This is a genomic window from Luteibacter sp. UNC138MFCol5.1 (assembly GCF_900110505.1).
Classification (GTDB): domain Bacteria; phylum Pseudomonadota; class Gammaproteobacteria; order Xanthomonadales; family Rhodanobacteraceae; genus Luteibacter.
The window spans coordinates 219,861-226,127 of the sequence record NZ_FODZ01000007.1 but is presented as its reverse complement, the minus strand read 5'-3'; the positions used below and the strand labels follow the sequence as shown (position 1 = coordinate 226,127).

Genomic DNA, 6,267 nt, shown 5'->3' with positions numbered 1-6,267 from the left:
CCCCTCACCGTCATCCCGGTGCAAACCGGGATCCACGGCGAGGCGGTCGGTGTTGCCGCGCAGTCTCAACGTTCCTACCGGAAACCGAGACGGTGGGCCCCGGCGTGCGCCGGGGTGACGGTGATCTCACAAAAAAAAGGGCCGCGATCGCTCGCGGCCCTTTTTTCTTACCTCAGTGCGTCGATCAGGCGGCGCGTACCGCGGCCATCTTCTCGGCGTTGCTCACCACGTTCGCACGCAGTTCCTCGCTGTCGAAGTCGTCGACCGAGATGAACTCGGCGACACCGTCGCGGACGCGCTGGAGCAGGTCGCGTTCCGCGGCGGTGATCGCACCGAGCTTCTCGGCTTCCGCGAGCTGCTCGTTGTACGTATGCGAGGTCAGATGGCCGCCCTTGAACGCCTTGAGGAACTTGCGCTCGACCGGCTCGGCGGCGATCACGTCGGGCAGGATCGCGTTCATGCGGCCGACGGTGTTGTTCGCCGTGGGCGTCATGTACGTCCAGCTCGTCAGGCGGTCGCGGGCTTCGCTGGGCGCGGTGATCAGCGCGGCGACGCGGCGGCCCAGGCGATCCGACGGCGGCACTTCGCGACGGCCGAACGGGAACACCAGGGCGCGCAGCAGCCAGGCGACCGGGCGTACCGGGAAGTTACGGATCACGCCATCCAGCGCCATCTGCATCTTCCACACGCACTCGTGGAACGCCCAGGCGAGCAGCGGACGATCCGCTTCCGGACGGCCGGTGTCCTCGTAGCGCTTGAGCATCGCGCTGGCGATGTACAGGTACGACAGCGTGTCGCCGAGGCGGGCCGACAGCTTTTCCTTGAACTTCAGCTTGCCGCCGAGCACGCCCATCGAGACGTCGGCGCACAGCGCGAGCGCGGCCGAGTAACGGTTGAGCTTGCGGTAGTAGCGACGCGTGTAGGCGTCACCGGCGGTGTCGCCGATCTTCGCGGCGGTGAGGCCCAGCACGAAGCTGCGCACCGCGTTGGAGAAGCCGAAGCCGATGTGGCCGAACAGCGCCTTGTCGAACGTCTTGAGGCGCTCGCGGTAGTCGGCGATGTTCAGCGCCTGCATTTCCTTCAGCACGTAAGGATGGCAGCGGATCGCACCCTGGCCGAAGATCATCAGGCTGCGGGTCATGATGTTCGCGCCTTCCACCGTGATGGCGATCGGCACGCTCTGCCAGCCGCGGCCCATGTAGTTCTTGGGACCGAGGATCACGCCCTTGCCGCCATGGACGTCCATCGCGTCGGACGCGATCTGGCGGCACCATTCCGTGGCGTGGTACTTGGCGATCGCCGACGGTACCGCCGGCTTCTCGCCGCGGTCCACCGCCGCGGCGGTGGCGCGCGACAGCGCCTGCGTGGCGTAGGTCAGGCCGCCGATGCGGGCGAGCGCTTCCTCCACGCCTTCGAAGCGACCGATGGCCAGGCCGAACTGCTTGCGCATGCGCGCATAGGCGCCGGTGGCCGCCACCGCCATGCGCGACGCGCCGGTGGCATTGGACGGCAGCGAGATCGCGCGGCCGACCGAGAGGCACTCGACCAGCATGCGCCAGCCCTGGCCCGCCATGTGCGGACCGCCGATCAGCACGGACAACGGAACGAACATGTCCTTCGCATGCACCGGGCCATTCTGGAACGGCGTGTTGAGCGGGAAGTGACGACGGCCGATCTGCATCCCCGGCGTTTCGCGCGGGAGCAACGCGAGCGTGATGCCGAGGTCTTCCTTGTCGCCCAGCAGCTTGTCCGGGTCGTACATGCGGAACGCGAGACCGACGATCGTCGCGACCGGCGCGAGCGTGATGTAGCGCTTGTCGAACGTCAGGCGGATACCGACGGTTTCCTCGCCGTTCCACATGCCCTTGGTGACGATGCCGAAATCGGGAATCGACGTGGCGTCCGAGCCGGCGTAGGGGCCGGTCAGCGCGAAGCACGGGATCTCGCGACCGTCGGCGAGGCGCGGCAGGTAGTGGTTCTTCTGCTCGTCGGAGCCGTAGTGCATCAGGAGTTCGCCCGGTCCGAGCGAGTTCGGCACGGCGACGGTGGACGCCAGGGTCTGCGACATGCTCGAGAGCTTCTGCAGCACGGCGGAATGCGCCAGCGCCGAGAAGCCGAGACCGCCGTAGCTCTTCGGGATGATCATGCCGAAGAACTTGTTCTTCTTGATGAACTCCCAGACGTTCGGCGGCAGGTCCGCCAGCTCATGCGTGATCTGCCAGTCGTCGATCATGCCGCAGAGCTCTTCGACGGGGCCGTCGAGGAAGGCCTGCTCTTCGACCGAAAGCTCGGGCTTCGGCTGGCGCAACAGCACCGACCAGTTCGGCTTGCCCGAGAAGAGTTCGCCCTCGAAACCGACCGTGCCGGCCTCGAGCGCCGTCTGCTCGGTGTCCGACAGCTTCGGCGTCACCTTGGCGAACATCGACAGCAGCGGGGCGCTGATCTTCTTCCGGCGGAAGTCGACCATCAGGAGCGGCACCGCGACGATCGCCAGCAGGATCAGCAGGACGACGGTGGTCACCGGCGCGCCGGCGAGGAGGCCCACGACGAGGATCGTCGCCGCCGTCGCGATGGCCCACGTCTTCAGGGACGTGCGGTGGTAGGCGCAGGCACCGGAGGCGATGAGCGCCGCCAGTACAACCAGGATCGCAGACATGGGTATCACCTCTTACTGTGGTTCGTTGCGGTCGTTGAAGGTGGAGCGGTGGATCAGAGCGTTTCCATGAAGCTGGCGATCTCGCGCGTGAACGCGTCGTTCGCGTCGCCGGCCACCATGTGGGTGGCGTCGGTCAGTGCCACGTGACGCGCGTGCGGCACGAGGCGGAGGAATTCGTCGACGGTGTGGCTGGAGACGACGTCGCTGCGCGTTCCCGAGAGCAGCAGCACCGGCACCTTCACGCGCGCGGCGGCCGCGAACAGCCGCGGCTGGTAGCGCTCGCTTTCCTGTACCACCCCGTCGAGGAGTGCGGGATCCCAGTGCCAGCGCAGCCGGCCATCGGAAGCCTGGCGCAGCAGCGGCTTCAGCTGCGCCTCGGTTTTCCGTTCACGACGATGCGGAAGGTAAGCCTCGATCGCGGAGGCGGCCTCCTCGTAGTCGGCGAAACCGTCGGGATGGGCGCGCATGAAACCGAGGATACGTTCGACGCCGGCGGTTTCCCACCGGGGCGTGATGTCGACCAGGATCAGCGCCGAGAACGGCGGACGCGCCGGATCGGACTCACCGGCGGCGACGAGGCCGAGCAGGCCTCCCATCGACGCGCCGACCAGCACCGGCGCGCGTCCGCCGGCCGGCGTGGCGTCGTGCGCCACGAGCAGCAGATCGGCCACGAACTGTTCCATGTGGTAGTCGCCGCGCGGCACGTGCTCGCTCTCGCCATGCCCGCGCGCATCGAACGTCGTGGCGTCGAAGCCCCGCGCGTTCAACGACCGGGCGGCGCCCTGCCAGGCGTGACGCGTCTGGCCGAAACCGTGCGCGAAGACGAGGCCGGGCGAGCGTTCGCCGTGCCAGCGCTGGGTCGCGAGCACGATCCCGTCGTCGGCGACGAGCCGGTTGACCGAAGATGCGACGTGGGCGGGATTGGCTACCATACGGCCGAGTATGTAGCCCCGCCGGAGGCACGTCAATACGCCGGCGTACGGTTATGTAACGTGTTCGAAGTCAAGGTCTTATGCAGCATGCCGACGGCCGCCCCGATTGCAAACGGCGGCGTCTCCGCTACCATGCGTCGATGAACGACAGTTCCAAGACCGAACGGGTCCGCCTCTCCGCCGAAGACTGGGAAGACGGGGCGCTTGCCCTCATCGCCGAACAGGGCGTCGGCGCCCTCGCCGTCGAGGCCCTCGCGCGACGCCTCGGCGTCACGAAGGGCAGTTTCTACTGGCATTTCCGCACGCGCGAGGCCCTGCTCCAGGCGGCGCTCGAGCGGTGGGAAGAATACGGCGAGCGCGAGGTTCTTGCCGAAATCGAGCGCATTCCCGATCCCCTGAAGCGCTTCCCCGAACTGTTCCGCCGGGTCGCCCACGAGATGCAGCCGCACCGCGTCTATGCCGCGCTGCTGAAGGCGCTCGACCACCCGCAGGTCGTGCCGGTCATGTCGCGCGTCTCGCAACGGCGCATGGACTTCCTCACCCGCCTCTACCAGGAGGCCGGGCTGGAGCCGGTGGTCGCGCTGCATCGCGCCCGCCTGACCTACGCCGCGTATGTCGGTTTCCTCCAGCTGAACTTCACCCTCGGGCTGCCGCGATTGAGCCACGACGAGTTCGACGCGTACGTCGAGCACATGATCGCGACGCTGACGCCCGCGAGGTCCAGCGAAGCATCCTGAACGGCGCGGCCGCTTTTGCTGCGCCGTGCCTTGCGCATACCAACAATCGCAAACTACTGTCTCCACTGACGTTTAACTGGAGACCACACAGGATGCGAGCGCACGGCAGTTCACTGGATGCATTGAACCGATGGGTCGACGAGGTCGCCCGGCTGACGGAGCCCGCCTCCATCCGCTGGTGCGACGGCTCGGATGCGGAGTACGCCGGACTCGTCGAGACGATGCTTGCCAGCGGCGACCTCCTTCCGCTCAACGCGGAAACGAACCCGCGCAGCTACCTGCACCGGTCGCACCCTTCCGACGTGGCGCGCGTCGAGCACCTCACCTTCGTCTGCACGCCGGACGAAGCCGATGCCGGCCCGAACAACCACTGGATGGCCCCGGCCGAGGCGCACGCGAAGATCGACGCCCTGTTCGCCGGTGCCATGCGCGGGCGGACGATGTACGTCATCCCGTACTGCATGGGACCGATCGACTCCCCGCTCGCCCGCTGCGGCGTCGAGATCACGGACAGCCCGTACGTCGTCGCCAACATGCGCATCATGACGCGCATGGGCGCGGCCGCCCTGGCGCGCATCGAGCGCGAGGGCCGCTTCGTGAAGGGCCTGCACTCCACGGGCGATCTCGATCCCGAGCGCCGCTTCATCATGCACTTCCCCGAGGAGCTCTCGATCAAGTCGATCGGCTCCGGGTACGGCGGCAACGCGCTGCTGGGCAAGAAGTGCCACGCGCTGCGCATCGCCAGCCACCAGGCGCGCCGCGAAGGCTGGCTCGCGGAACACATGCTCATCGTCGGCATCGAGAATCCGAAGGGCGAGAAGCACTACATTGCCGCCGCGTTCCCGTCGGCCTGTGGCAAGACCAATCTCGCGATGCTGATTCCGACCGAGGGCTACCGTAAGGCCGGCTGGAAGGTCTGGACGGTCGGCGACGACATCTGCTGGATGACACCCGGCGACGACGGGCGCCTGTGGGCGATCAACCCCGAGGCCGGCTACTTCGGCGTCGCGCCGGGCACGGGAGCCAACACGAACCCGACCGCCCTCGCGACGCTCGGCCACGATGCGATCTTCACCAACGTCGCCGTCACCGCCGACGGCCGGCCGTGGTGGGAAGGCCTCGGTGAGGGCGAGCCCGTCACGGACTGGCAGGGGCGCCCGTTCGACGCCGCCAACGGACCGGCCGCCCATCCGAACTCCCGCTTCACCGTCAGCGCGAAGCAGTGTCCCAGCTGGGCGCCCGAGTCGGAAGACGCCGCCGGCGTGCCCATCTCGGCGATCGTGTTCGGCGGCCGGCGCCCGTCCCTGGTGCCGCTCGTGTTCGAGGCGAACGACTGGGCGCACGGCGTGCTCGTCGGGGCCGCCATGGGTTCGGAAACCACGGCCGCGGCCACGGGGGCGGTGGGCGTCCTGCGCCGCGATTCGATGGCGATGAAGCCGTTCTGCGGTTACAACTTTGCGGACTACTTCGCCCACTGGCTGTCGTTCGACAAGCCGGGCGCGAAGCTGCCACGCATCTTCCACGTCAACTGGTTCCGCAAGGACGCCGACGGTCGCTTCATGTGGCCGGGCTACGGCGACAACCTGCGCGTGCTCGACTGGATGATCCAGCGCGTCGCGGGGCTGGCCACCGGGCATGAAACGCCCATCGGCACCGTGCCGGCGAAGGGCGAGCTCAACACCGAGGGGCTCGACGTCTCCCCCGCGACGCTCGACGAGCTGACACGCGTCGACGTGGAGGGCTGGATCGAGGAGCTCAACGCCATCGGAACCTACCTCGACGGCTTCGGCGAGCGCATGCCGGAACGGCTGAAGGCCGAGAGGCTGCGCGTGGGCAAGGCGCTCGAGGCCGCGATGGAGAACCGAGCGACCGCGGCGACGGCATGACGCCACGGCCGGTTTACCGCGACCCGTAGGAGCGCGCCCTGCGCGCGACAGCCTTT

Annotated in this window: 4 protein-coding genes; 2 read left to right on the top strand and 2 right to left on the bottom strand. The window is 68.0% G+C overall.

The window, feature by feature from the left end; translation table 11 throughout:
- Positions 1–184: 184 nt before the first annotated feature.
- A complete protein-coding gene (locus BMY69_RS17945) occupies positions 185–2,656 on the bottom strand; it encodes an acyl-CoA dehydrogenase (RefSeq protein WP_090180861.1) in 2,472 nt (823 codons plus the stop codon).
- Between the two features lie 53 nt (positions 2,657–2,709).
- Positions 2,710–3,588 (bottom strand): alpha/beta hydrolase, encoded by an 879-nt coding sequence (locus BMY69_RS17940; protein WP_090180858.1) that lies wholly within the window; start codon positions 3,586–3,588, stop codon positions 2,710–2,712.
- A gap of 140 nt (positions 3,589–3,728) precedes the next feature.
- On the opposite strand from BMY69_RS17940, the gene BMY69_RS17935 reads away from it, so the two are divergent.
- Together BMY69_RS17935 and BMY69_RS17930 are read left to right on the top strand one after the other, a co-directional pair.
- The gene (locus BMY69_RS17935) at positions 3,729–4,325 is read left to right on the top strand and encodes a TetR/AcrR family transcriptional regulator (RefSeq protein ID WP_090180882.1); all 597 of its coding nucleotides are present in this window, start codon (positions 3,729–3,731) and stop codon (positions 4,323–4,325) included.
- A 92-nt stretch (positions 4,326–4,417) separates the two neighbouring features.
- A complete protein-coding gene (locus tag BMY69_RS17930; RefSeq protein WP_090180855.1) occupies positions 4,418–6,211 on the top strand; it encodes a phosphoenolpyruvate carboxykinase (GTP) in 1,794 nt (597 codons plus the stop codon).
- Positions 6,212–6,267: the final 56 nt, after the last annotated feature.

What these genes read in the sequence shown, in the direction of transcription:
- BMY69_RS17945 (WP_090180861.1), bottom strand. Translation starts at nt 2,656, where the DNA reads ATGTCTGCGATCCTGGTTGTACTGGCGGCGCTCATCGCCTCCGGTGCC.
- BMY69_RS17940 (WP_090180858.1), bottom strand. Translation starts at nt 3,588, where the DNA reads ATGGTAGCCAATCCCGCCCACGTCGCATCTTCGGTCAACCGGCTCGTC.
- BMY69_RS17935 (WP_090180882.1), top strand. Translation starts at nt 3,729, where the DNA reads ATGAACGACAGTTCCAAGACCGAACGGGTCCGCCTCTCCGCCGAAGAC.
- BMY69_RS17930 (WP_090180855.1), top strand. Translation starts at nt 4,418, where the DNA reads ATGCGAGCGCACGGCAGTTCACTGGATGCATTGAACCGATGGGTCGAC.